The sequence below is a fragment of the Stenotrophomonas sp. FR012 genome (assembly GCF_047520565.2).
Lineage (GTDB): Bacteria > Pseudomonadota > Gammaproteobacteria > Xanthomonadales > Xanthomonadaceae > Stenotrophomonas > Stenotrophomonas sepilia.
Genome location: NZ_JAXBQL020000008.1, coordinates 40,645 through 63,361, shown reverse-complemented (window position 1 = coordinate 63,361; position 22,717 = coordinate 40,645). Strand labels below are relative to the sequence as shown.

Annotated in this window: 19 protein-coding genes and 1 pseudogene; 9 read left to right on the top strand and 11 right to left on the bottom strand. The window is 66.6% G+C overall.

Going from position 1 to position 22,717, the window contains the following annotated elements; genetic code table 11:
• Positions 1 to 19: 19 nt before the first annotated feature.
• Positions 20 to 1,006, top strand: a complete 987-nt coding sequence (locus tag ACM0O9_RS14210) for a hypothetical protein (protein ID WP_414603655.1) — start codon at positions 20 to 22, stop codon at positions 1,004 to 1,006.
• 208 nt (positions 1,007 to 1,214) lie between these two features.
• On the opposite strand, the gene ACM0O9_RS14205 is transcribed toward ACM0O9_RS14210, so the two are convergent.
• Together ACM0O9_RS14205 and ACM0O9_RS14200 are read right to left on the bottom strand one after the other, a co-directional pair.
• Entirely contained in the window at positions 1,215 to 1,607 is a 393-nt protein-coding gene (locus ACM0O9_RS14205) for an antitoxin Xre/MbcA/ParS toxin-binding domain-containing protein (protein ID WP_414603654.1), read from the bottom strand.
• 41 nt (positions 1,608 to 1,648) lie between these two features.
• The gene (locus tag ACM0O9_RS14200) at positions 1,649 to 2,131 is read right to left on the bottom strand and encodes an NIF family HAD-type phosphatase (protein WP_414603653.1); all 483 of its coding nucleotides are present in this window, start codon (positions 2,129 to 2,131) and stop codon (positions 1,649 to 1,651) included.
• Between the two features lie 197 nt (positions 2,132 to 2,328).
• On the opposite strand from ACM0O9_RS14200, the gene ACM0O9_RS14195 reads away from it, so the two are divergent.
• Positions 2,329 to 2,976, top strand: coding sequence for a cyclin-dependent kinase inhibitor 3 family protein (locus tag ACM0O9_RS14195; RefSeq protein ID WP_414603652.1), 648 nt, complete (start codon positions 2,329 to 2,331; stop codon positions 2,974 to 2,976).
• Positions 2,977 to 3,119: 143 nt separating this feature from the next.
• On the opposite strand, the pseudogene ACM0O9_RS14190 reads toward ACM0O9_RS14195, so the two are convergent.
• The 4 genes and pseudogenes from ACM0O9_RS14190 to ACM0O9_RS14175 form a co-directional block, all read right to left on the bottom strand.
• A pseudogene (locus ACM0O9_RS14190) lies at positions 3,120 to 3,380 on the bottom strand (double zinc ribbon domain-containing protein); the annotation flags it as partial.
• An 88-nt stretch (positions 3,381 to 3,468) separates the two neighbouring features.
• Entirely contained in the window at positions 3,469 to 4,638 is a 1,170-nt protein-coding gene (locus ACM0O9_RS14185; protein ID WP_414603651.1) for an L-dopachrome tautomerase-related protein, read from the bottom strand.
• Between the two features lie 145 nt (positions 4,639 to 4,783).
• Positions 4,784 to 6,109 carry a chloride channel protein gene (locus ACM0O9_RS14180; protein WP_414603650.1) on the bottom strand — a complete coding sequence of 442 codons (1,326 nt, stop codon included), beginning with the start codon at positions 6,107 to 6,109 and terminating at the stop codon, positions 4,784 to 4,786.
• A gap of 367 nt (positions 6,110 to 6,476) precedes the next feature.
• On the bottom strand, positions 6,477 to 6,785 hold the full coding sequence (locus ACM0O9_RS14175; RefSeq protein ID WP_235648994.1) for a hypothetical protein: 309 nt from the start codon (positions 6,783 to 6,785) through the stop codon (positions 6,477 to 6,479).
• Positions 6,786 to 6,944: 159 nt separating this feature from the next.
• Between ACM0O9_RS14175 and bioB the strand changes: the two genes are divergently transcribed.
• The 5 genes from bioB to bioC all read left to right on the top strand — a co-directional run bounded on the left by bioB (position 6,945) and on the right by bioC (position 11,783).
• Positions 6,945 to 7,988 carry a biotin synthase BioB gene (gene bioB, locus ACM0O9_RS14170; protein ID WP_005420125.1) on the top strand — a complete coding sequence of 348 codons (1,044 nt, stop codon included), beginning with the start codon at positions 6,945 to 6,947 and terminating at the stop codon, positions 7,986 to 7,988.
• 67 nt (positions 7,989 to 8,055) lie between these two features.
• Positions 8,056 to 9,279 (top strand): 8-amino-7-oxononanoate synthase, encoded by a 1,224-nt coding sequence (gene bioF, locus ACM0O9_RS14165; protein ID WP_414603649.1) that lies wholly within the window; start codon positions 8,056 to 8,058, stop codon positions 9,277 to 9,279.
• Between the two features lie 18 nt (positions 9,280 to 9,297).
• Positions 9,298 to 10,077, top strand: a complete 780-nt coding sequence (gene bioH / locus ACM0O9_RS14160) for a pimeloyl-ACP methyl ester esterase BioH (RefSeq protein ID WP_005420129.1) — start codon at positions 9,298 to 9,300, stop codon at positions 10,075 to 10,077.
• Between the two features lie 29 nt (positions 10,078 to 10,106).
• Entirely contained in the window at positions 10,107 to 10,886 is a 780-nt protein-coding gene (locus ACM0O9_RS14155) for an SDR family oxidoreductase (protein ID WP_005420130.1), read from the top strand.
• Positions 10,887 to 10,898: 12 nt separating this feature from the next.
• Positions 10,899 to 11,783, top strand: a complete 885-nt coding sequence (gene bioC / locus ACM0O9_RS14150) for a malonyl-ACP O-methyltransferase BioC (protein ID WP_005420131.1) — start codon at positions 10,899 to 10,901, stop codon at positions 11,781 to 11,783.
• Positions 11,784 to 12,005: 222 nt separating this feature from the next.
• On the opposite strand, the gene ACM0O9_RS14145 is transcribed toward bioC, so the two are convergent.
• Positions 12,006 to 12,650, bottom strand: a complete 645-nt coding sequence (locus ACM0O9_RS14145) for a YdcF family protein (RefSeq protein WP_194442065.1) — start codon at positions 12,648 to 12,650, stop codon at positions 12,006 to 12,008.
• Complete coding sequence (locus tag ACM0O9_RS14140) at positions 12,635 to 13,597, bottom strand: pyridoxal-phosphate dependent enzyme (protein ID WP_235646034.1); 963 nt, start codon at positions 13,595 to 13,597, stop codon at positions 12,635 to 12,637. Before ACM0O9_RS14140 ends, ACM0O9_RS14145 begins: the two co-directional genes overlap by 16 nt.
• 160 nt (positions 13,598 to 13,757) lie before the next feature.
• Here ACM0O9_RS14140 and ACM0O9_RS14135 point away from each other — a divergent pair, with 160 nt between their 5' ends.
• Positions 13,758 to 14,249: a hypothetical protein gene (locus tag ACM0O9_RS14135; RefSeq protein WP_049415731.1), complete on the top strand. Its 492-nt coding sequence runs from the start codon at positions 13,758 to 13,760 to the stop codon at positions 14,247 to 14,249.
• A gap of 542 nt (positions 14,250 to 14,791) precedes the next feature.
• Positions 14,792 to 16,681 (top strand): tRNA uridine-5-carboxymethylaminomethyl(34) synthesis enzyme MnmG, encoded by a 1,890-nt coding sequence (mnmG, locus tag ACM0O9_RS14130; RefSeq protein ID WP_005420137.1) that lies wholly within the window; start codon positions 14,792 to 14,794, stop codon positions 16,679 to 16,681.
• Positions 16,682 to 16,888: 207 nt separating this feature from the next.
• Here the strand turns inward: mnmG and smeC are convergent, their stop codons facing one another.
• From smeC to smeA, 3 genes are read right to left on the bottom strand one after another with little or no spacing between them, the layout of a single operon-like run.
• Entirely contained in the window at positions 16,889 to 18,304 is a 1,416-nt protein-coding gene (smeC, locus tag ACM0O9_RS14125; protein ID WP_065185872.1) for a multidrug efflux transporter outer membrane subunit SmeC, read from the bottom strand.
• Positions 18,301 to 21,450: a multidrug efflux RND transporter permease subunit SmeB gene (gene smeB, locus ACM0O9_RS14120; protein WP_235648993.1), complete on the bottom strand. Its 3,150-nt coding sequence runs from the start codon at positions 21,448 to 21,450 to the stop codon at positions 18,301 to 18,303. Before smeB ends, smeC begins: the two co-directional genes overlap by 4 nt.
• Positions 21,451 to 21,462: 12 nt before the next feature.
• Positions 21,463 to 22,659: a multidrug efflux RND transporter periplasmic adaptor subunit SmeA gene (gene smeA / locus ACM0O9_RS14115; RefSeq protein ID WP_065185874.1), complete on the bottom strand. Its 1,197-nt coding sequence runs from the start codon at positions 22,657 to 22,659 to the stop codon at positions 21,463 to 21,465.
• Between the last annotated feature and the right edge of the window lie 58 nt (positions 22,660 to 22,717).

The following is a 22,717-nucleotide window of genomic DNA, read 5'->3' as shown; positions in this document are numbered from 1 at the left end:
GCTCAATGGAGTAGAAATCATGTCCCACCTTCCGAGCAGCATCTCGAAGCGTGCCTTCTCTGCACTTGCAAGGATCGGTGAGATTAGTGAAGTTTCCAAGCCTTCAATCCATTCATTGGATCAGGACGAGATCCTCAGTAAGAGCTTCAGCTTCCTTGAGTTTGAGATGCGCGGAATGCGCGTACTTCTGGCCTGCTCGCGCGGTGGGTGCAAGCTGGACTGGATAGTAGCCATGCACCTGGCCTACCGAACATCAGGGCTGTACGACATAGTGACCGTCTCCGCTGAGAATCTTGTGAGCGCGGAGCGGGTGGCATTGATGTCTGCCGGACTGTCCTACATCATCATAGATCGAGAGATCTTCATCCCAAATCTGAGCATCAACACTGCCGCAAGAACTCCCGCCGTCCTTCCCAGTGCCAAGCTGTCGGTCGCGACACAGGCCGTGCTTACTCATGCGCTCAACAACGGCAGGTGCCGCTATGAGATTTCCGGGACGTTAGCTGAACTCGCAATTCCGCTGAAGCAGCTCGGCTGTGTCAGCCACGAGCTAGTTCTTGCCGGAGTTGGCGCAGTAGATCGCATCAGAGCAAGGTCTCATGTCGAGATGGATGAGTGCAGTGTCACTTGGGCGAGAGTAGAGCCAATGCTGTCGACTCCGGTCATCGAAGTGATACGTGTCCCCACGCGCTCCGTGGCGCGCCTCGGACAGATGCGCGTCGCGGGTGAGGCCGCTCTCTCTTGGAGGGAGTGCAGTCAGGACGAGCAGCCGCGTCACCTTGCAATACACCAACGTCTTTTGCGGTCAATGGAAAGTGGTCTCTCGCCTTATGACGCAGGTTCATTCGCCGAAGTTGAGATATGGAATCGCTGCCCAGCGAGGTTGAGTCCGCATACCACTCAGGTTGATCCCATTTCGCTCTATCTCTGTAGACGCCGTCACGCCACGCTCGCTGAGCTTGGCCGACTGCGGCAGATCATCAGCGAAAGATGGCAGATGACATGACCATCCAAATTTGATCGGCACGATGAGTGCTGCACATTTTTCACTTGGCGACCTCATAGCAGGCGCACTTCCTTATGTTCGGCGTCCGCTCCCGTCAGACCCTGCCCGAGATCTGAACGCTGCTTGGAAGGAGTTCGGAAAGGCAAGATGAGGGTTGGTTTTGTGCCTACTTCTCCAGCGTCCCTTCTGTAGGCTGATATAGGAAATTTCAGGGGGCGGAAATCCCTTGAGCCTCCAGGTACTCACGAACAGTGGCAAGTGCGCCGATTCGACCCGCACACATCAAGCGTAACGCTGTGTCTCCTTTGAACGGAGCACCGGTGTTTGGACGGCGTACCCAAGTATTTGCTTGCTGCTCATTAGGGAACAACGTGTGCAACGCGCAATAGATGCCGAGCAGATAGCTGATCCGTTCTAGCGTCTCTGGCAGGAGGTCATTCACCTCGAACGCCTCCAATCGTGTCTGCGCGACGCTCACAGGTACTCCAAGAATACCCGCCTGTTCTTGATGGGTTAGATTCCAAGCTTCTGCAATTTCCATGAACACCCGTAGTGCTGGCGCCGCAATGCCGGCCACGCTTCTTTCATTGGGCTTTCTCATTGTACCGTTCTCATGGGGCTCCCAAGCCGTGCTAATCCCTGTTAGAACCGGCCTGGCCGAGCTGCCCCCTTTTGATGGTGCGGGGCCAAGGTGTTTTCCGTTCTGGTCCGTTCGACCAATCGTCGACGTGCAACCCTGAAACCATCGTCGTCAGGCGAATAGGGAGATCCAAACAGCGGAATCTGAACCCAGAGATGCTCTTGTCCAGGGTGTACGTACGGACCATGATCATCGAGCAGCAACGCCTCGCCTAGGCAAGGCGTTACAAGACGGAGGTCCTTTGTCTTTCCCGTCCAGTGAACGTAGTGCAGACCTGCGAACCAATCGGGGGCACTGCCCTCCCGACCCAGTAGATTGGCAATGCTCCGAAAGCGCTCCTCCGACACAGTCGTGAACATCATCAACTGACTGAATTGCGATTGAACATCTTCCAAGAACTGGTGGAGGCCTGGCCTTGGAATCTGGCTTATCGCATTGGAGATAAGCGTTCCTTCAAGGTCTAACGCCAAGATGGTCGGCTTCATTTTCTGCCTCTGCTAAGGTGCACCCGTATACCTTGCTCCCGGGGTCACTCACTGTCCATAGCGTGAGCCTTCTGGTACGCGAATCTGTTCTTGCTTATACGCACACGGCGTGAGCCTACTGGTACTTCTTGCATGTAGCTCGCAAAGGGACCACCTTACCCAAGCCGTGTCCCGGCGATCCACTCTGGCGAGAGACAATGCCAGAGCTGATGGATCAACGCAGCAAGCCTTGCATCGCCCGCTTGCATCACGGCTCTCTTTCTTCCCGCGACGAGGGTGCCGTAATGTTTAGAACTAGCCTCTCCCATCCACTACATGTCGCTACGCTCGCTGTAGGAAGTAATGGCGGCGCGATAGGCGTGACATTCGCACCGGGGAAGTATCAGGAGGCGGCGATGACGGGAACATGGAACCGCGATCTCAACGTGGATCTACGTACGATTCACAGATGGGGGGCCACGCACCTGATTTCCCTCATTGAGCCGTGGGAGTTCGATGAGCTCAGGATCGTGGAGCTGCCTCAGCGAGCAGCAGCTCTAGGCATCGCATGGCATGGGCTTCCAATTGTGGATGGTGCAGCTCCCGACAGGATCTTCCTGAAGGAATGGCAGGTACTTGGCCCAGCACTCTGTCAGGAGCTGCTGGGTGGACGTCGAGTTGTGGTGCATTGCAAGGGCGGACTAGGGAGAGCTGGCACCATTGCTTGTATGTTGCTACTGGAAACTGGGATGGCTGCGACTGGCATGCAGGCCATGGACCTAGTCCGTCAGGTTCGACCTGGTGCGATCGAGACACGTGAGCAGGAGGATTTCATTTGCGCCTGGAATACAGAGCGTCCGATATAGGACCAAGTATGCGACTCGACGCTCCAAAGGTGGAGCTCAGCTAGAATTGAGTGGCACGTAGCTTTTGGACTCTACCGCAACTATCGGAGGAGATCAGCGACAAACATTGTGGAATTCTGCCGCCAATCATTTCTAACGTGCGTAGGAAGGTACAGCAGGCTGGCATGTGTGGCGGCCTGCGGCGGCGCCTCCTCGCGGCAGCTGCCGCAGACGATCAGGGCGGCGTCCGGCAACGGCAGCGCGCAACGCAGGCAGGCGCGGCCGGCCCAGGGGAGTCCGGCGAGGCAGGCGCGGCACAGGTCGAGATCATCATGGCCCGGATCGCCGCATACCAGGCAGCGCAGTGGCAGCAGCACGCGAAGCGCCGCCTGCAGGAGGCGGGTGGACTTGAACAGGACCGGCATGCACTACAGCGTGATCGCACCCCGGCCCTGGCGCCATCAGACGCTCGCCCTTCAACCCGTAGGCATCCTTACCCGTTTACGGATCACTTCACCTCGTGGGCGCCGGCGCGGCATCCACCCGCGTGCGGTACACCATGTACGGCGCCTGCCGCCGATCAACGCCGCCATTGAATCCGGCTTGGCGGTGCAGCTGGTTGGCGGTGAAGTACAGATAGCCTTCCGGCCCCATCGACAACGTATCCGGCCACAGGATGCGCGGGTCGTGAACCACGGTCGTCCATCGCCCCTGCGCGTCGCGGGCATGGATCGCGTTGTGCTCGTAGTCGCTGGCATACAACCGCCCGTTGGCGTCCATCTCCATGCCATCGGAGGCGCCCTTGTCGCCGTGGTCGACCACCGCGGCCGCCAGTTCCGCTTCACTCACCTTCGGATCGCGCAGCAGCGCGGTCGGCACGCTGTACAGATGACGGCTGGACAAGGGCGTGTAGAACAGCGTGGCGCCATCGGGCGACAGGGCGATGCCATCGGCGGCCACGGTGAACGGCTGCGTCGAACCATCCGCGTTTCGCAGCCGCATCTGCTGCCCTTCCACGATCGGTACGAAGGTCGGGTCGGCTGACGTGGACACATGCCCGATCAGGCGCTTGGTGGCGCTACCGGTAGCGAGGTCGATCACGATGATGCCGCCGATACCGCTCAGCGACGAGTCGGTCACGTAGGCCACGCCCTCGCGGCCGACCCGGAAGTCGAAGCGCACATCGTTGACGTAGGTGCGCGCGTCGATGACGTTGGCCGGGAACACCAGTGTCCTGGCCACGGTATTGGTAGCCAGATCGATCGCCACCAGCTTGGCGCCACCGGCCTGCGGTGCGGAGAATCCGGGCGCTGCAGTGTCCAACACCCACAGCCGGCCTTGGCCATCGGCCACCACGCTCTGCACGCTGATGAAGTGTGCAGCCGGGTCGGCTCCGTCCGCGCTGTTGATGCGCGCATCCGGATAGGGAACGGCGCGGCCGTCGCGCCATTCGGCCACGCTGTAGCTCACGTCATCGCCCCAGCGCGGGAAGTTGACGAAGATGCGCCCGGTTTCTGATACCGCCACGCTGGTGGGCATGGCACCTTCGAAACGCGCCACCGGTTCGAGGGTGCCGATGCTGCGCTCGCTGGGCAGCATGGGCGCGCCGGACATCGCCAGCGCGGGGGAACTGGTCAGAGCCAGGAGGGCAGCCGCCAGGCTGCGGATACGGCAGTTGATCATGGTGCTCTCGATGCGGGTCCGGGTGCAGCCCCGGTGTCGATGCATCTTCTGCGTCGCGCGTGGCATCGGGTAGACGGTGCAGCGCGGAATCAGCTTCACTGCTGGAGTGAAGATTCGAGATGATTGGTCCTGCTGATCAAGGCAATCAGTGAGGCCTATCAGCTGGCTCTGTTTTCGGCACCATCAACATCTCCGCCAACCCACGGTAGATCGGCACGCGGCACACCAGCCCGGACACGCCGCGCGCGATCAGCACCGTGGCCAGGATCGGCAGCAGCAGATCACCACTGTCGGTCAGCTCCAGCGAGATCACCGCCGAGGTCAGCGGGGCCTGGGTGACGCCGGTCAGGTAGGCGCACATGCCCAGCAGCACGAACGCGCGCGGGTCCACGCCCGGCATCAGTACGGCCAGGTTGTGGCCAAGGCCGGCACCGACCGCCAGCGCCGGCGAGAACAGGCCGCCGGGAATACCGGCTACGTACGATGCGAGGTTCGCCAGCAGCTTCATCAGACCGAACTCGTGGCCCACCATCGCCTGCCCCTGCACCAGGCTGCGCGCCTGTTCGTAGCCGGTGCCGAATGCGCCTTCTCCGAATGCCAGGGCCAGCAGCACCACCACCAGCCCGCAGCCTGCGGCCAGCAACACGGGATGCCGCTGCCGTAGTTGCCCGAGCCAACGGGGGCGGCCCGCCGCACTGGCCAGCACCGCGCGCGCGAACAATCCGCCCAGCAACCCGGCCACTACGCCGCACAGCAGGATCGCCAGCCAGCCCTGGCCGAGCGGCAGGCGCGCGCTCACATGGCCGAAATAGGTGTAGTTGCCCAACAGACCGAGCGATACCACGCCACCGACGATCACTGCGGTCAACAGGGTACCGGAGAAGCGATGTTCGAAACGGCCACTGAGCTCCTCGATGGCGAACACGATGCCCGCCAGCGGTGTATTGAATGCCGCGGCGATGCCCGCTGCACCACCCGCCAGCAGGAAGTGCGAGAGTTCGCGTGGATCCTTGAAGCCGAACCAGCGGCCGAACAGATACATCAGGCTCGCGCCCACATGCACGGTCGGGCCCTCGCGACCAACGGACGCGCCACCGAGCAGGGACAGCGAGGTCAGCAACAGCTTGCCCGCCGAAACCGCTGGGGAAAGGTTGGTTTTCCGGAACGGCTCATCGGGCTTGTCCAACGCAGCGATGACCTGCGGAATGCCGCTGCCCCGCGTGGGCTTCAGCCCGCCACTGGTCAGCCAGGCCAGCAACGCGAAGATGCCGGGCGTGAGCAGCAGGGCCCACCACGGCGAGTGCGCGGTGATGCGCTGGAACAGATGGAAGGCCGCGTCGCTGGCCTTGGCAAACAGGATGGCCACCAGCGCTACGGCCACAGCCCCGCCCCAGAGCGCGGCACGGCGGCGCCAGGCCTCACTGAGAACCAGCGCGGTGATGCGGCCGCGGAGGCGATGGAGATCGGTCATGCGGGCAGTTTGGACGCTGCGGAGGAAGGCGGACAGCGGCTACTGTGGCTGAAGGCCTTGCAGGATGCGGTGAAATGCCCCGATACGGGTCGTCCCGACTGCCTGCCCCGTGCGTACATCGCTGGACGCGCAGGCGCTCCCGCCACCGGCGCTTTCTCACCCCGCGCTTCCAGTACACCGCGCGCAACCCGTTCGCGCACACGCTGGGCGTAGAAGACATCGGTAATGCTGGGGCGGCGCTGCGGGTCCAGCGACATCGCGTTCCCCACGATGCAGGCGATGTTCGGAACTGTCCATCGCAGTGGAAACGCAGTTGCGCATCGATCCGGGCGATGCCTCCATCGGTCAGCGCGGCGGTGCTTTGCCGCTACTGGTCGGTGAGAGGGACATCGCTGTCAGGACCTTCGTCCGTATCACGCAGGCAACCGTTTATCGCCAACAAGCGAACCAAGACATAGTGACCGAATGCTTCAAGTTCCTCCTTCGGCAGCATCGCCGGATCGAGCTCCCCCACCGCGTAGTCCTTGAAGGTCACGAAGGTGTGATTCTTCCACTGCCCCGGCGCATCGGCCTGACGCAGATCATCCAGCACCACGCGCAGGCCGCCGTCAGGAAGTGCGGCCAGGCTGCACAGCACCGCGTCGCGGCGGATCGGGTAGGGCTGGTAGCTGTCCATGGCACGTGCTCGCGAGTCCGTATGCGGCAATGAACTTACACCGTAGCGCGCATTTCTGGCAGTCGATTTCTGTAAACCTAATTAATTACCACTTAGTTGACAGCATTCACCAACCCACCCACACTGCCGCCCTCGCTCCACTCGTACCCAAGGTCCGCCATGGCTGCTGCCATCCGCCACGACTGGCAACACGACGAACTGCAGGCCCTGTTCGACCTGCCGTTGCCCGAGCTGCTGTTCCGCGCCGCGGCGGTCCACCGTGAGCACTTCGACCCGGCGCAGGTGCAGGTCTCCACGCTGCTGTCGGTGAAGACCGGAGGCTGCCCGGAAGACTGCGCGTACTGCCCTCAGGCGCAGCGCTACAGCACCGGGGTGAACGCGCAGAAGCTGATGGACACCGATGCGGTGCTGGCCAAGGCCCGCCAGGCCAAGGCCGCCGGTGCGTCGCGTTTCTGCATGGGTGCCGCGTGGCGATCACCGAAGGACCGCGACATCCCGAAGGTAGCGGCGATGATCGCCGGGGTGAAGGCGCTGGGCCTGGAGACCTGCGCCACGCTGGGCATGCTCAGTGGCGAACAGGCACGCGCGCTGAAGGACGCCGGCCTGGACTACTACAACCACAACCTCGACACCGCACCGGACTACTACGATTCGATCATCCACACGCGCCAGTACCAGGACCGCCTGGACACGCTGGAGCACGTGCGCGAGGCCGGCCTGAAGACCTGCTGCGGCGGCATTGTCGGCATGGGCGAGACGCGCGCGCAGCGCGTTGGCCTGCTGCTGGCGCTGGCCACGCTGCCGGCGCATCCCGATTCGGTGCCGATCAACAGGCTGGTGCAGGTGGCGGGCACCCCGCTGCATGGCAGCGCGGAGCTGGACCCGTTCGAATTCGTGCGCATGATCGCGGTGGCACGCATCGCCATGCCGCGCTCGATGGTGCGGCTGTCGGCCGGGCGCGAGGCCATGAGTGACGAACTGCAGGCGCTGTGCTTCCTGGCCGGTGCCAATTCGATCTTCTACGGCGACAAGCTGCTGACCACCGGCAACCCGGAGAGTGAGCGCGACCTGGCCCTGTTCGCCCGGCTGGGACTGCAACCGATGGCGGTGCAGGTGGATGCCGAGGGCCACGATCACGGCGGTACAGTGCACGCCGACATCAGCGCCGATGCGCCCGGCTGCGGCTGCGCTCACGCGGCCTGAGACGGGGTACAAGCAGGCGTCGCGGCAACGCGCTACCCTAGCCGCCCCGTCGCCGCATTCAGCCGCCATGGCCCGCCCCGACCTGACCGCCCGCCTCCACGCCCAGCGCGCCCTGCGCGATGCCCAAGGCCGTCGCCGCACGCGGCGCACGGTCAACCGTCGTGATGGCGTCCGCCTGGAAGTGGACGGCCAGTGGCTGACCGGCTTTTGCAGCAATGATTATCTGGGCCTGGCCCAGCAGTTCAGCGTGGTCAACGCGCTGCAGGATGCCGCCGCACGCGAAGGCACCGGCGCCGGTGCATCGCACCTGGTCTGCGGCCACCACGCCCTGCATGACGCGCTGGAGCGCGAAGTGGCGGAGTGGCTGGGCTACCCGCGCGCGCTGCTGTTCGGTAGTGGCTTCGCCGCCAACCTGGCCGTGCAGCAGGCACTGCTGAGCGAAGAGAGTGATGTCTGCGTGCAGGACAAGCTCAACCACGCCAGCCTCTTGGATGCGACGCGGCTGGCCGGTGCGCGCCTGCGCCGTTATCCGCACCTTGATGCCGAAGGCGCGATGCGCCAGCTCAAGCACGCGCCCGACGGCGCGGCGATGCTGGCCTCCGATGGTGTCTTCAGCATGGATGGCGACATCGCACCGCTGCGTGCATTGTCGCTTGTGGCACGCCTGCAGCAGGCGCTGTTCTATGTGGACGATGCGCACGGCGTAGGCGTGGTCGGTGACGGCCGTGGTGCCGTGGCCGCCGCCGGGCTGGGCGTGGACGATGTGCCGCTTCAGCTGGTCACGCTGGGCAAGGCACTGGGCGGTTCCGGCGCGCTGGTGCTGGGCCGCGACGATCTGGTCGAGCACCTGGCTGAAACCGCACGCCCCTACATCTACACCACGGCGATGCCGCCACCGCTGGCCGCCGCTGCACTGGAAGCGGTGCGCCTGGCACGCCGTGACAACTGGCGCCGCTCGAAACTGACCGACCTGATCGCGCTGTTCCGCAGCGAGGCACGCCGCCATGGCCTGGACCTGATGGCTTCGGAAACGCCGATCCAACCGCTGCTGTGTGGTGACGATCACCGCGCCGTGGCGATGTCCAAGGCACTGGAGCAGGCTGGTTGGCTGGTCGGCGCGATCCGTCCGCCCACGGTGCCCGAAGGCAAGGCGCGCCTGCGTGTGACCCTGTCCGCCCTGCACACGCCGGAACAGGTGCGTGGCCTGGTGGACGCGATCGCCAGCGCGCGCGATCGCGTGGATCTGGCGGTGCGTGACGCCGCGCCACCGCCATTGCCTGTCTTTGCCTGAGCCTGCTGTCGTTTTCCCATGCATATCGACGTCACCGGCCAGGGGCCGGACCTGGTACTGATCCATGGCTGGGCCCTGCAGGGCGGTGTGTTCGCACCCTTGGTGCAGCGCCTGGCCGACCGGTTCACCCTGCATCTGGTTGATCTGCCGGGCCATGGCCACAGCCGCGAAGACACCACGCCGTTGCGCCTGCCGTTCGTGGTGAACGCCATTGCCGCGGCCACGCCGCCGGCGGTGTGGTGCGGCTGGTCACTGGGCGGCCTGTTCGCACTGCACGCCGCCGCAACGCTTCCGAAAGTGCGCGGGCTGACGATGATCGCGGCCACGCCGCGCTTCGTGCGCGGTGACGACTGGCCGCATGCGGTGGAGCCGGCGGTGTTCGAGCAGTTCGGGCGCGAGCTGGCGACCGATTTCGGTGGCACCCTGGAACGCTTCCTGGCGCTGGATGTAATGGGCTCGGCGCACGCCCGCGAGGAGCTGCGCACGCTGCGCCAACGCCTGGTCGAGCGCGGCGCGCCCACCGAACGGGCCCTGCTGGAAGGCCTGCGCCTGCTGGAAAGCACCGACCTGCGCGGCGCATTGCCAACACTGGGCAAACCCAGCCTGTGGATCGCCGGCCAGCGCGACCGGCTGGTGTCTCCGGCGGCGATGCAGGCCGCTGCGGCATTGGCCCCGGGTGCGCAGGCGCTGACCATCGCCCATGGCGGCCACGCGCCCTTCCTCGGCCATGCCGACGAGGTGGCCAGCGCCCTGCAACACTTCGTTGCCGGCCTGTCACCGGCCGATGGCGGACAATGAGCGCCTTCCTCATTCCACGGGATTGACGCATGGATCTGGGTATCAACGGCCGCTGGGCACTGGTCTGCGGCGCAAGCAAGGGCTTGGGCCTGGGCTGCGCGCGTGCGCTGGTGCGCGAGGGCGTCAACGTGGTGATCGTGGCCCGTGGCGAGGCTGCACTGCAGGTCGCTGCCGAAGAGCTGCGTGCACTGCCCGGTGCCGCTGAGGTGCGCGCGGTCGCCGCCGACGTCACCACCGACGCCGGTCGTGCCGCGGCGCTGGCCGCGTGCCCGCAGGTGGACATCCTGGTCACCAATGCCGGTGGCCCGCCGCCAGGCGACTTCCGCACTTTCGAGCGCGACGACTGGATCGCCGCGCTCGACGCCAACATGCTGGCGCCGATCGCGCTGATCCGCGCCACCGTGGACGCGATGATTGCGCGTGGCTTCGGCCGCATCGTCAACATCACCTCGTCGGCGGTGAAAGCGCCGATCGACATCCTGGCGCTGTCCAACGGTGCACGCAGCGGCCTGACCGGTTTCGTCGCCGGCCTGTCGCGCCGCACCGTCGCGCACAACGTCACGATCAACAACCTGCTGCCCGGCCAGTTCGACACCGACCGCCTGCGCGCCAACTTCGCCCACACTGCGGGCAAGGACGGCGATGCCGGCGAAGTGGCCGAACGCCGCCGCCAGCAGATTCCCGCTGGCCGCTTCGGCACAGCGGACGAGTTCGGCGCCGCCTGCGCCTTCCTGTGCAGCGCACACACCGGTTACCTCACCGGGCAGAACCTGCTGATCGACGGCGGCGCATACCCCGGTACGTTCTAAGAGACTTTCGCAATGCCGTCCCACTTCGATGCCCGCCATGTCCGCCGCGCATTCGCGCGTGCCGCCACCAGTTACGACGCTGCCGCCGCCCTGCAGCGCGAGGTGCAGTCGCGGCTGATCGAATCGTTGGACTACCTGGAGGCACGCAAGCCCGAGGTGGTGCTGGACATCGGCGCGGGTACCGGACACGCCAGCGCGTTGATGAAGAAGCGTTGGCCGAAGGCGCAGGTGATCGCGCTGGATGTGGCACTGCCGATGCTGGACCAGGCCAAGCGCCAGGCCGGCTGGTGGAAGCCGTTCCAACGCCTGTGCGGCGACGCCGCCGCGCTGCCGCTGGCCGACAACAGCGTGGACGTGATCTTCAGCAACCTGTGCCTGCAGTGGGTGGACGACCTGCCGGCGGTGTTCGCAGGCTTCCGTCGCGTGCTCAAGCCCGGTGGCCTGCTGCTGTGTTCCACCTTCGGCCCGGAAACCCTGATCGAACTCAACGAGGCCTTCGCGGCCGCCGATGACCGCCCGCACGTGAGCCGCTTCGCGCAGATCGCCCAGTTCGGCGATGCGCTGATGATGGCCGGCTTCCGCGACCCGGTGCTGGACCGCGATCTGTTCACCTTGACCTACGACGACCTGCCCTCGTTGATGCGCGAGCTGCGCGCGATGGGCGCGACCAATGCGCGGGTGGATCGCCGCCACACGCTGACCGGGCGTGGCCGTTTCGCTGCGGCGGCAGCGGCGTATGAACCGATGCGGCGCGCCGACGGCAAGCTGCCCAGCAGCTGGGAAGTGATCTATGCCCATGCCTGGGCACCGGACCCGGGCGCACCGATCCGCGAAGGCGGGCATGACGTGGCCTCAGTGCCGGTTTCGGCGATTCCGATCCGGCGCAAGCAGACCTGATCGTCTGGTAGTGCCGGCCGCTGGCCGGCAACCTCACGATTCCATGGTGGGCATCTGCCGGCCAGCGGCCGGCACTACCAGATGCGACGCCATACGCGAATCGCTCTGGTGGGTGCCGACCTTGGTCGGCACAGTGCCGGCAACCTCACGATTCCATGGTGGGCGTCTGCCGGCCAGCGGCCGGCACTACCGCATGGCACCCGCCCAAATCAGGTTTCCGCCTCAGGTGTTGGCCGGCGAACTCAGCGGCGGCCGCACCAGGTCGCGGTGGAAGAAATAGATTTCCTGCACCAGGAAGCGCCAGCTGGTGTGGAAGCTGCGGAAGCGCGTGCTGGGCGTGGACGAGGCCAGTGCATCGATGCCCAGCGCCTTGCTCAGGCGCAGCGCGCGCGCCATGTGCAGCGGGTCGCTGACGATGATCACCCGGTGCAGGTTGCGCTGGTCCATCAGCCGCTTGGCTTCCACCAGGTTCTGCACGGTGTTGCGCGAGGCAGTCTCGATCAGGATCGCATCGTCCGGCACGCCGTGCTTGAGCGCATAGCGCCGCGCCACCTGTGACTCGGAAAAGCGCGCGCCGGTACCACCATAGCCGCCGGTAAAGATCAGCAGCGGCGCGAACTGGGCCTCATAGAGATCCAGCCCATGACGGATGCGTTCTTCGAATACCGGCGACGGCTTGGCGTCATAGGCCGCCGCACCGAGCACGATGATGGCGTCGGCCTTGGCCGCCTGGTCACGCTCGCCGACCCAGACGATCCAGGCAGTCACGCCCAGCAGCCAGATCACCAGCAGGACAAACAACCGCCACAGCCAGCCCAGCAGGCCAGTGCGATGACGGTGCCGGTCGCGGCTCACGGCGCCCCCCAGCGCAGTGCCGGCAGGTCGACGTTGCCGCCGGACAGCACCAGGCCCACGCGCAGGCCGGCAAAACGCTGCGGCTGCGCCAGCACCGCGGCGAGCACGGTCGCCGATGACGGCTCGACCACCTGCTTGAGGACCTCCCACAGCAAGCGCATCGCCGCCATCGTCGCCGCGTCATCGACCACGATCACCTCTGCGCTGGCCGCGCGCAGCAACTCGAAGTTGGACGCGCCGATCAGGGTGCGCAGGCCATCGCAGATCGTGTCCGGGGTGAACGCCGCCTGGCGCTCGCCAGCGGCCAACGAGCGCGCGGTGTCGTCAGCGCCGGCCGGCTCGGCCAGCACCAGCCGGGTCTGCGGGCTGGCCAGCTGCAGGGCCCGCGCGGTGCCGCTGGCCAGGCCACCGCCGCCCACCGGCACCACCAGCACGTCGAACGGGCCGTCGCTGTGCAGCAGCTCCAGTGCCGCGGTGCCCTGCCCGGCCATCACCGCCGGGTCCGCATAGGGATGGACCAAGGTCGCGCCGGTATCAGCCTGCACTTTGGCGCAGGTGGCCTCACGGTCGGCGATGGTTGGCGGGCAGCGCCAGAGCGTGGCGCCATGGCGGGCGATGTTGGCCAGCTTGGCCGCCACTGCACCTTCGGGCACCACCACGTGGCAGGGAATGCCACGGGTGCGCGCGGCCAGGGCCAGGGCGGCGCCGTGGTTGCCGGAGGAATGGGTGACCACGCCGGCGCCGGCGCGATCGGCATCCAGCGACCACACCGCATTGCAGGCGCCGCGGAACTTGAATGCGCCACCGCGCTGCAGATGCTCGGCCTTGAACGCCAGCTGCGCGCCGGCCAGCGCATCCAGCGTGCGCGAGCGCAGCACCGGGGTCACGCTGGCGTGCGGCGCGATCCGCGCAGCGGCAGCCAGGACATCATCGGCACGGGGCAACAGTGAATCGCTCATGACGCAAGATTAACGTATGGCTCCCTGCTGGCGACCCCGGCACAGGTCATGCCAGCATGGCAGCCTTCACCTCCATTCATCCTGGACAGTGAAGTTAAGGGCCGATTCAACGCCTGCGCATGAAGCTCACTGTACAACCCGTCCTCTGGGGGGACCCACCATGAAAACGCGCCTGATGCTTGCCGGTGGCCTGATGCTGGCCCTGACCGGCTGCACCACCTACGACTATGTCGGCGGTGGCCGCAGCGGCAGCTACTACCACGGTGCGCCGTCGGTGGAGTACCGCTACCCCGCCGGCTATCCCTACAACTACGGCTACCCGTACTACGGCGGCTATGGCGGCTACTACGGCGGCTATGGCAATCCGTATTACTCGCGCCCGATCTACCGCCCGCCGCACAACCACCGCCCGCCACCGCGCCCACCCGGCAACGGCGGCGAGAACCGCCCGCCACCGCCGTCGCGGCCGTCGTACAACGGCGGTTCGCCGTGGCGGAACATGGACTCGATGCGCCGGCCGCCGCAATCGAACATCCAGCCCTCTGCGCCCCCGCCGCCGGCCCGTCCGGCTCCGGCGCCGAGTGCGCCAAGAATGAACGGTTCCCCCTGGCGCAACATGGATCGTGGGACGCAGCGCACAGTTGAGCGCTGAACCGTCTTGCATTTCACACGGTCCAAGCCGCACTCTACGGGGCCAGTGACGGCCCGCGTCACAAAGTGACAAAAACGACACGGGCCGCCGCAAAAAGCTCTACGTCGATATCCGACAGGAACATCTGGATCCCCCCTGTTCCGGCCCTGTCGGATGTCGGCACCTCTGAAAGCAGACGGCCCCGCAGTGCGGGGCCGTTTGTTTTGCGGGGTCGTCAACCGGCGGCCGCAGCTTCCGTAGATCCACGCCATGCGTGGATGGCGGCCTCCCGATAGCGCCAAAAAACAGGGCCGGGCAGTCCCCCGACTGCCGGCCCCCTGCTCCCCCACCGTGCGCCTGTACCGGCCCCTGTTCCAGTTCCGGTCACGGGCGCCTGCGGCGCCAGCCACGGTGGGTGCTATTGGGTTATCTGCAAAAATCCTGCCAACTTTAGGGCTGATTTCGACGGGAGCCGGCCGGCGCCGACGTCGCGGCCCCGAATGGCGCTAAAATCGCCACCCCGGTGCCGCCCCGGCCGCGCCCGCCCCCAGCTGAACAGCCCCATGAACCCGTCCTTCCATCGTTACGACGTCATCGTCATCGGCGGTGGCCACGCCGGCACCGAAGCCGCGCTGGCCGCGGCCCGTACCGGCGTGCGCACCCTGCTGCTGACCCACAACATCGAAACAGTGGGCGCGATGAGCTGCAACCCGGCCATCGGCGGCATCGGCAAGGGCCACCTGGTCAAGGAAATCGACGCCCTGGGCGGTGCGATGGCGCATGCCGCCGACCGCGCCGGCATCCAGTGGCGCACGCTCAACGCCTCCAAGGGCCCGGCCGTGCGCGCCACCCGCTGCCAGGCCGACCGCAACCTGTATCGCATGGCGATCCGCGCCATCGTCGAAGGCCAGGCCAACCTGACCGTGTTCCAGGCCGCCGTCGATGACCTGGTCATTGAAGGCGACGCCGTGCGCGGGGTCATGACCCAGACCGGCCTGCGCTTCGACGCCGGTGCCGTGGTGCTGACCGCCGGCACCTTCCTGGCCGGCAAGATCCATGTCGGCCCGACCCAGTACGCCGCCGGCCGCATGGGCGACCCGCCGGCCACCACGCTGGCGGCGCGCCTGCGCGAGCGTCCTTTCCAGGTGGACCGCCTGAAGACCGGCACGCCGCCGCGCATCGATGGCCGCTCGCTGGACTACAGCGTGATGGACGAGCAGCCGGGCGATTCGCCGCGGCCGGTGATGTCCTTCCTCGGCTCGGTGGACGAGCATCCGCAGCAGGTCAGCTGCTGGATCACCCACACCACCGAGCAGACCCACCAGATCATCCGCGACGCGCTGCACCGATCGCCGCTGTACAGCGGCCAGATCGAAGGCATCGGCCCGCGCTACTGCCCGTCCATCGAGGACAAGGTGGTGCGCTTCGCCGAAAAGGCCAGCCACCAGATCTTCGTCGAACCCGAAGGCCTGGGCATCGTCGAGATCTACCCCAACGGCATCTCGACCTCGCTGCCGTTCGACGTGCAGCTGGAGATGGTGCGCAGCATCCGCGGCTTCGAGAACGCGCACATCACCCGCCCCGGCTACGCCATCGAGTACGACTTCTTCGATCCGCGCGGGCTGAAGGCTTCGCTGGAGACCAAGCTGGTCAACGGCCTGTTCTTCGCCGGCCAGATCAACGGCACCACCGGCTATGAAGAAGCCGCCGCGCAGGGCCTGCTGGCCGGCCTCAACGCCGCGCGCCAGGTGCGCGGGCTGGACGGCTGGTGCCCGCGCCGCGACGAGGCCTACCTGGGCGTGCTCGTGGATGACCTGATCACCCACGGCACCAACGAGCCGTACCGCATGTTCACCAGCCGCGCCGAGTACCGCCTGCAGCTGCGCGAGGACAATGCGGACCAGCGCCTGACCCCGACCGGCCGCGAGATGGGCCTGGTGGATGACCGTCGCTGGGGTGCGTTCGAGACCAAGCAGGCCGCTGTTGCTGCCGAGCGCGCACGCCTGGGCGCGCTGTGGGCGACCCCGGCCAATGCGCTGGGCCGCGAAGTGCAGGACACGCTGGGCGTGGCGGTCAGCCGCGAGACCAACGTGCTGGACCTGATCAAGCGCCCCGAGCTGGATTACGCGCAGCTGATGCAGGTGCCATCGCTGGGGCCGGCCGTGGCCGACGCCAAGGTGGCCGAGCAGGTGGAGATCGGCGTGAAGTACGCCGGCTACCTGGACCGCCAGCGCGAGGAGATCGAGCGCCAGCAGCGGCATGAGGCCACGCCGATCGCCGAGGCGTTCGACTATGCGACCGTGCGCGGGCTGTCGGCCGAAGCACTGCAGAAACTGGAGCGGGTGCGCCCGCAGACCATCGGCCAGGCGCAGCGTATTCCGGGCATGACCCCGGCAGCGATCTCACTGCTGCTGGTGCACCTGGAGCGCGCGCGCCGCGGCCGCGTGGCGTAACGCGGGACCGTCCGCTTCTGGTGGGTGCCGGCCTCGGCCGGCACGAATCATCCGATAGCGATACTCCGTGCATGTGTGCCGACCAAGGTCGGCACCTACCAAGGCCACCCGCTCTGGTAGATCCACGCCATGCGTGGATGAAGGCCTCCGTGCCGACCAAGGTCGGCACCCACCGGAGCGGAACACGCACCCACCTTGGCGAACGCGCTAGCGTGCGTCGGCACCGCCGCCCAGCACCTTGAACAACGTCACCCGGTTGCCCGCTTCCTGCTGCTGCAGCGCGATCAGGTCCTGCTGTGCGGCAAACAGGCTGCGCTGCGCATCCAATGCCTGCAGATAGCCGTCCAGCCCGGTGCGGTAACGCGCATCGGCCAGCGTGTAGCTGCGCTGGCTGGCGGCCACCCGCGCGCGCTGTGCGTCCATCTGCACGGTCAGGTGATCGCGCGTGGCCAGGGCATCGGCTACTTCACTGAAGGCCTGCTGGATCGCTTTCTCGTACTGCGCAATGCCGATGTCCTTGCCGATCTTCGAGGCATCCAGCGAGGCCTTCAGCGCTCCGGCGTGGAAGATCGGCGCGGTGATGCTGGGCGCGAACGACCAGCCACGGGTGCCGGCCGAGAACAGCGTCGACAACGCGGTGGAGCTGTGGCCGTAGTTGGCGGTCAATGTCAGCGTCGGGAAGAATGCAGCGCGCGCGGCACCGATATCGGCATTGGCCGCCTGTAGTGCGTGTTCGGCGGACAACACGTCCGGGCGCTGCAGCAGCACGCTGGACGGCAGGTTGGCCGGCAGCGGCGCCAGTGCCACGCTGCCATCCAGCGCCTGCGCGGTTGGCAGCAAGGCCGCATCCAGCGGCGCCCCTACCAGCAACTGCAATGCATCGCGATCCTGCGCCTGCTGCGTCTGCAGCTTGGCGAGCGCACCGCGCGCGGCTTCGACGCTGGTCTGTACCTGCGACAGGTCCAGGCCCGAGGCCAGGCCTTGGGCGTGGCGGGCCTCGGTGCGCTGCAGGGTCTGCTGCTGGCTGTCCAGGGTCTGCCGGGTGAACGCCAGTGACTGCTCGTCCGCTGCCAACGCCAGCCACGCCGTGGCCACTTCGGCCACCAGGCTGGTGCGCGCGGCGCGCTGGTTCTCGGCGCTGGCCAGCCAGTTCTGCAGGGCCTCGTTCTTCAGGCTGCGGATGCGTCCGAACAGATCCAGTTCCCAACTGCTGATACCCACCTGCACGGCATCGGATTCGGTTACCTGGGTGGCACCGGTCTCGCTGTTGGCATCACTTACCCGCGAGCGGGTGACACTGCCGCTGGCATCCACCGACGGCAGCAGCGCCGCGCGCTGGATGCGGTACTGCGCGCGTTCCTTCTCCACCTGCAGCATGGCCACGCGCAGGTCGCGGTTGTTCTGCAGCGCCAGCGCGATCACCTGCTGCAGGCGCGGCTCGAGGAAGACTTCGCGCCAGGCTGGCACCGCCAGTGCTGGCTCGGCCTCGGCCGTGGCGGCATTGCCGAATTGTGCCGGCACCGGCGCCTCGGGCCTCTGGTAATGCGGCGCCATGCTCACGCAGCCGCCCAGCACGGTGGTCATCGTTGCGGCCGCAATGGCGCGCAGCAGCGTCGGCTTCATGGGCTTGCCTCCGGGGCAGTGGCTTCGGCAGGCGCGCGGCCCGGGAACAGGCGGCGCACGAGCAGGTAGAACAACGGCACGAAGAACATGCCCAGCACCATCGAGGCGACCGTGCCGCCGGCCACGCCGGTACCCAGCGAGCGGCGCGCGGCCGAGCCAGCGCCGGTGGCGAACACCAGCGGCAGCACACCCATCAGGAACGCCAGCGAGGTCATCACGATCGGCCGCAGGCGCAGATAGACGGCCTGCAGGATCGCCTCGCGGGTGCTCCTGCCCTGCTGTTCAAGGATGCGCGCGAACTCGACGATCAGGATGCCGTTCTTGGCCGCCAGGCCAATCGTGGTCAGCAGGCCGACCTGGAAGTACACGTCGTTGTTGAGGCCACGCAGGTTCATCAACAGCACGGCGCCGAACACGCCCACCGGCACCGCCAGCATCACCGCGAACGGCACTGCCCAGCTTTCATACAGCGCGGCCAGGCACAGGAACACGAACAGCAGCGAGATGGCGTACAGCATCGGCGCCTGATTGCCCGACAGCTGTTCCTGGTAGGCCATGTCCGACCAGGCATGGCTGAAGCCTTCCGGCAGCGCGTCGGCCAGGCGCGCGATCTCGGCCATCGCCTCGCCGGAACTGACGCCCGGCGCGGGCTGGCCGGTGATCTCCATCGCCGACACGCCGTTGTAGCGTTGCAGCGCGGCCGGCGCGCTGGACCAGTGCGCGCTGACCAGCGACGACAGCGGCACCATCTGCCCAACCTGGTTGCGCACGCTCCAGCGCTCGATGTCCTGCGGCTGCATGCGCGCTTCGGCCGTGCCCTGGATGAACACCTTCTTGATGCGGCCCTTGTAGATGAAGTTGTTGACGAAGTCGCCACCCAAGGCCGCATTCAAGGTGTCATTGATGTCCTGCGGATTCACGCCCATCGCCTGCGCCTTGGCGTCGTCCACCTTCACTGCATACACCGGCGCGTCTTCCAGGCTGGCGTAGCGCACGTTGACCAGCTTCGGATCCCTGGCGGCCTCCTTCAACAGCGTGTTGCGCGCGGCCACGGCAGCGGCATGGCCGGCGCCGCCTTCGTCCTGCAGTTCCAGGGTGAAACCGCCCGCGTCACCCAGGCCAAGGATGGCCGGTGGCGAGGTGATGAACACCTGCGCATCGGGCACGCTGGCCATGGCCGCGGTCAACCGCGCGGCAATGGTGTCGGCGTCATCCTTGCGGTCATCCCAGTCCTTCAGGCGGATGAAGGCCTGGCCGACGTTCTGGCCGCTGCCGGTGACACTGAAACCAGCGGTGGCCTGGATCGACAGCACGCCGTCGTCCTTCACCGCAGCGGCACTCAGGCGATCCATCACCGCGCGGGTCTGCTCCAGGGTGGCACCGGCCGGCAGCTTCACCAGCGCGTTGAGCATGCCCTGGTCCTCGTCGGGCAGGAACGCGCCGGGCAGGTGCCACAGCAGCAGGCCGGTGGCCACGCTCAGCGCCAGGTAGAACAGTACGCCCAGCGTGCGCCGGCCAAGGAAGCCATCCACCCGGCGACGCAGGCCGTTGGAGGTGCGCTCGAAACGGTGGTTGAACCAGATGAAGCACTTGCCCAGCAGGCTCGGCTCGCCGCCGTGGTCGCCATGCGGATGGCCGCCCTTGGGAATCTGGTGCAGGATGCTGCCGCACAGCGCCGGGGTGATGGTCATCGCCACCAGCACCGACAGGACCATCGCGGCGGCAATCGTCACCGAGAACTGGCGATAGATCACGCCGGTGACACCGCTGAAGAACGCCATCGGCAGGAACACGGCGGTCAGCACCAGCACGATGCCCACCAGCGCGCCGGTGATCTGGCCCATCGCCTTCAACGTGGCCGCCTTCGGCGCCAGCCCTTCGAAGGTCATCACCCGCTCCACGTTCTCCACCACCACGATGGCATCGTCCACCAGCAGGCCGATGGCCAGCACCAGTGCGAACATGGTCAGCGTGTTGATCGAATAGCCAAATGCCGCCAGCACGCCAAAGGTGCCCAGCAGCACCACCGGCACCGCGATGGTCGGGATCAGGGTGGCGCGCCAGTTCTGCAGGAACAGGTACATCACCAGCACCACCAGGATGATCGCCTCGATCAGGGTGATCACCACTTCCTTCAGCGAGATGGTCACGAACGGCGTGGTGGTGAACGCCACGTGGTAGGTGTAGCCGTGCGGCCAGTACTTCTGCAACTGCTGCAGGCGGGTCTCGATGGCCTTGGACACGGCGATGGCATTGGCGCCGGCGTTGAGCTCGATGCCCAGCGACGCCGACGGCTTGCCGTTGAAGGTGCTGATGCTGTCGTAGCTCTCCGGCCCCAGGCCGATCGTCGCCACGTCGCCCAGGTGCACTACGCTGCCGTTGGCATCGGCCTTCAGCACCACCCGCGCGAACTGTTCGGGCGTGTGCAGGCGGCTGCGCGCGGTGACCGTGGCGTCCAGCTGCTGGCCCTTCAGTGCCGGCTGGCCACCCAGCTCACCGGCCGAGACGTCGGTGTTCTGCGCCTGCAGTGCGGTCTCGATGTCCGACGGCATCAGCGCGTACTGGCGCATCTTCTCCGGGTCCAGCCAGATGCGCATGGCGTATTCCTGGCCGATCGGCTGGATGTTGCCGACACCACTGACGCGGCTGATCTGGTCGTCGATGCGCGCTTCCATGAAGTTGGCGACATCGAAGTTGTCCATGCTGCCGTCTTCGCTGGTGAACGACAGCACCTCGAAGATCGAACCACTGGACTTGGTGATGGTCAGGCCGTTCTGCTGCACCGCCTGCGGCAGCGTCGCCATCGCCGCCTGCAGCTGGTTCTGCACCTGCACCTGCGCGGTGTCCGGATTGGTGCCGGTGGCAAACACCAGGTTGACCTGAGCCGAGCCATCGGAGGCGCTGGTGGAGGTCATGTACATCAGGTGGTCCAGGCTCTGCTGGGACTGCTCGATGACCTGGGTGACCGCGTTTTCCACGGTCTGCGACGAGGCGCCGGTGTAGGTGGCGCGGATGGTGATGGTGGGTGGGGCGATCTGCGGGTAGCGGTCCACCGGCAGGATCAGGATCGCGAGCAGGCCGAGCAGGCTGACCGCGATGGCGATCACCCATGCGAAGATCGGCCGGTCGATGAAGAAACGAACCATGCGCGGCAGGCCTCAGTGCGACGTTTCGTCGGTGTTGCCGGTCGGGTCGATCGCCGGCATTGCGGCCAGCTGCGCGGTGGTGGCCGCCACCGCCTGCACCTGCTGGCCAAGCGCTACCGCGCTGCCGTTGCTGACGATCACCCGATCGCCAGCCTTCAGCCCCTGCGTGATCTGCCACTGGTTGCCCACTACCTGGCCGGTGCTGACCCGGCGCTCGACCACGCGGTCCTTTGCGTCGAGCAGGCGCAGCAGCGGCTCGCCACGTTCATTGCGCAGCACCGCCTTCTGCGGCACCAGCAGGGCGCGCGCATCGGTGGCCATCGGCAGCACCGCCCTCAGGTACATGCCTGGCAGCAGCAGGCCCTCCGGGTTCGGAATGACCGCGCGCAGCACCACGTTGCCGGTGCCCGGGTCGACTGCGCTGCCGACAAACTCCAGGGTGCCTTCATGCGCGTACGTGCTGCCGTCCTCCAGCAGCACCTTCACCTGTGCCTTGCCGTCGATGGCTTTCACCCGGCCGGCATCGAGCTGCTTGCGCAGCGCCAGCATCTGCGTGCTGGACTGGGTGACATCCAGATAGACCGGGTCCAACCGCTGGATGGTTGCCAGCGCCGCGTCCTGGCCGGCGGCGACCAGCGCGCCAGCGGTGACACTGGACGTGCCGATGCGGCCATCGATCGGTGCAGTAACCCGGGTGTAGTCGAGGCTGATGCGGGCCGCCTGCAGCGCAGCGCGCGCGGCGATCACATTGGCCTGGGCCTGCTTCAGTGCCGAGGTGGCATCGTCGGCGTCCTGCTTGCTGGCCGCATCCATGCCCAGCAGCGTGCGGGTGCGCTCGGCCTTCGGCTGCGCCGACAACACAGTGGCCTCGGCCTGCGCCAGCTGGCCACGCGCGGTATCGAAGGCGGCCTGGTACGGCGCCGGATCGATCTGGTAAAGCAGCTGGCCGGCCTTGACCTGCTGGCCTTCGGTGAACAACCGCTGGCGGATCAGCCCACCGACCTGCGGGCGCACCTCGGACACCTCGAACGGTACGGCGCGACCGGGCAGGGTCTGTTGCAGGGCCAGCGGCTGCACGCTGGCAGTGATGATGCCCACTTCAGGGGTGGCCGGGGCCTCGGGCCTGCCCGCCGAGCAGGCCGCCAGGGCCAGCAGCAGGGGCAGCAACAGCGGACGGGGGGAGCGGGACAGCGGGCGCAGGAGTGACATGGGGGGCGTGGGGGCCTTTCGTTTACCCGTGCACGCTGCCGTGGAACTGTGCAGAGAA

Bases quoted from the DNA above. Each gene is read 5' to 3' on its own strand.
- ACM0O9_RS14210 (WP_414603655.1), top strand. From the start codon at position 20: ATGTCCCACCTTCCGAGCAGCATCTCGAAGCGTGCCTTCTCTGCACTT.
- ACM0O9_RS14205 (WP_414603654.1), bottom strand. From the start codon at position 1,607: ATGAGAAAGCCCAATGAAAGAAGCGTGGCCGGCATTGCGGCGCCAGCA.
- ACM0O9_RS14200 (WP_414603653.1), bottom strand. From the start codon at position 2,131: ATGAAGCCGACCATCTTGGCGTTAGACCTTGAAGGAACGCTTATCTCC.
- ACM0O9_RS14195 (WP_414603652.1), top strand. From the start codon at position 2,329: ATGCCAGAGCTGATGGATCAACGCAGCAAGCCTTGCATCGCCCGCTTG.
- ACM0O9_RS14185 (WP_414603651.1), bottom strand. From the start codon at position 4,638: ATGATCAACTGCCGTATCCGCAGCCTGGCGGCTGCCCTCCTGGCTCTG.
- ACM0O9_RS14180 (WP_414603650.1), bottom strand. From the start codon at position 6,109: ATGACCGATCTCCATCGCCTCCGCGGCCGCATCACCGCGCTGGTTCTC.
- ACM0O9_RS14175 (WP_235648994.1), bottom strand. From the start codon at position 6,785: ATGGACAGCTACCAGCCCTACCCGATCCGCCGCGACGCGGTGCTGTGC.
- bioB (WP_005420125.1), top strand. From the start codon at position 6,945: ATGGCTGCTGCCATCCGCCACGACTGGCAACACGACGAACTGCAGGCC.
- bioF (WP_414603649.1), top strand. From the start codon at position 8,056: ATGGCCCGCCCCGACCTGACCGCCCGCCTCCACGCCCAGCGCGCCCTG.
- bioH (WP_005420129.1), top strand. From the start codon at position 9,298: ATGCATATCGACGTCACCGGCCAGGGGCCGGACCTGGTACTGATCCAT.
- ACM0O9_RS14155 (WP_005420130.1), top strand. From the start codon at position 10,107: ATGGATCTGGGTATCAACGGCCGCTGGGCACTGGTCTGCGGCGCAAGC.
- bioC (WP_005420131.1), top strand. From the start codon at position 10,899: ATGCCGTCCCACTTCGATGCCCGCCATGTCCGCCGCGCATTCGCGCGT.
- ACM0O9_RS14140 (WP_235646034.1), bottom strand. From the start codon at position 13,597: ATGAGCGATTCACTGTTGCCCCGTGCCGATGATGTCCTGGCTGCCGCT.
- ACM0O9_RS14135 (WP_049415731.1), top strand. From the start codon at position 13,758: ATGAAAACGCGCCTGATGCTTGCCGGTGGCCTGATGCTGGCCCTGACC.
- mnmG (WP_005420137.1), top strand. From the start codon at position 14,792: ATGAACCCGTCCTTCCATCGTTACGACGTCATCGTCATCGGCGGTGGC.
- smeC (WP_065185872.1), bottom strand. From the start codon at position 18,304: ATGAAGCCGACGCTGCTGCGCGCCATTGCGGCCGCAACGATGACCACC.
- smeB (WP_235648993.1), bottom strand. From the start codon at position 21,450: ATGGTTCGTTTCTTCATCGACCGGCCGATCTTCGCATGGGTGATCGCC.
- smeA (WP_065185874.1), bottom strand. From the start codon at position 22,659: ATGTCACTCCTGCGCCCGCTGTCCCGCTCCCCCCGTCCGCTGTTGCTG.